Annotated in this window: 1 protein-coding gene; it reads left to right on the plus strand. The window is 39.6% G+C overall.

The window, feature by feature from the left end; all coding sequences use genetic code 11:
* The coding region (locus H131_RS24150; RefSeq protein WP_010861522.1) for a DUF3231 family protein at positions 1 to 140 on the plus strand (140 nt) is incomplete at its 5' end.
* Between the last annotated feature and the right edge of the window lie 85 nt (positions 141 to 225).

Below are 225 nucleotides of genomic sequence, written 5' to 3' on the forward strand. Positions count from 1 at the left end.
AAGCAATGGGCATGTCTACTAGAGAAGATGTTGCATTAATGTACGGTCAATTCCATACAAGTAAAGCGCTGCTTGGCGCAAAACTTTTACGTCTTAATAAGACTAAAGGTTGGTTAGTTAAGAGCAAAAAGAATATGTAAAAGCGAAGCTTTCAAAAGAAGAAACGGCTATGATTTACCGTCAACGCAAAGTTGACGTGGAGCCGGTTTTCGGATTCTTGAAAGC

Origin of the sequence: Lysinibacillus sphaericus OT4b.31 (assembly GCF_000392615.1) — a bacterium.
Classification (GTDB): Bacteria; Bacillota; Bacilli; order Bacillales_A; family Planococcaceae; genus Lysinibacillus; species Lysinibacillus sphaericus_B.